The sequence below is a fragment of the Sporosarcina contaminans genome (assembly GCF_042679045.1).
GTDB lineage: Bacteria > Bacillota > Bacilli > Bacillales_A > Planococcaceae > Sporosarcina > Sporosarcina contaminans.
Genome location: NZ_JBHTLT010000056.1, coordinates 1 through 699, shown reverse-complemented (window position 1 = coordinate 699; position 699 = coordinate 1). Strand labels below are relative to the sequence as shown.

Sequence of the window (699 nt, the reverse complement as noted above, 5' to 3'; positions counted from 1 at the left end):
GGACATAATCGAGCAGGATTATTTTGAATTACCGAAGCACATTGTCGCAGACGCGGGATACGGCAGTGAACAGAATTATGACGACATCCTCTCGAACCGGAAACGTGAGGCTTTAATCACGTATGGAATGTACATAAAAGAACAAGAGAAGAAATACAAACAGAACAAGTTCAACGCAGCAAACTGGCAGTATGATGAAGAGAATGATGTCTATACATGTCCGAATGAGAAACGTCTCCTCTTTAAATATCATTCTGTCCGTACAGACAAAACTGGTTTCACGCGTAATTTTAAAGTTTACGAATGTGAAGACTGTTCGGGATGCCCATTTCGTTCGTTATGTACGAAAGCGAAAGAGGGAAACCATCGAAAGTTGATGGTAAACGAGAAATGGGAACAACAAAAGGAATATGTAAGAACGAAGCTTTCAGATGAAAAAACGGGTTCGATCTATCGTCAGCGAAAAATTGACGTGGAACCAGTTTTTGGGTTTCTGAAGGCCAATTTGCGTTTCACTCGATTTTCCGTTCGTGGGAAATCGAAGGTTGAAAACGAAATGGGCCTCGCGTTAATGGCCGTGAATTTACGAAAATTCACGGCCAACAGGAAAGGGGGACTTTAAAAAATGAAAAAAAGTGAAATTGAGCGAGCTCAATTTCACTTTTTTCTTATTTAAAGCTAGTTATGTCCCAGCCTCTT

The 699-nt window shown here is 40.6% G+C and carries 1 protein-coding gene; it reads left to right on the top strand.

Annotated features, from left to right (window positions below; all coding sequences use genetic code 11):
- Positions 1 to 622: transposase (locus ACFQ38_RS11310; RefSeq protein WP_381480945.1), on the top strand; the 622-nt coding region annotated here is incomplete at its 5' end.
- Positions 623 to 699 lie beyond the last annotated feature (77 nt).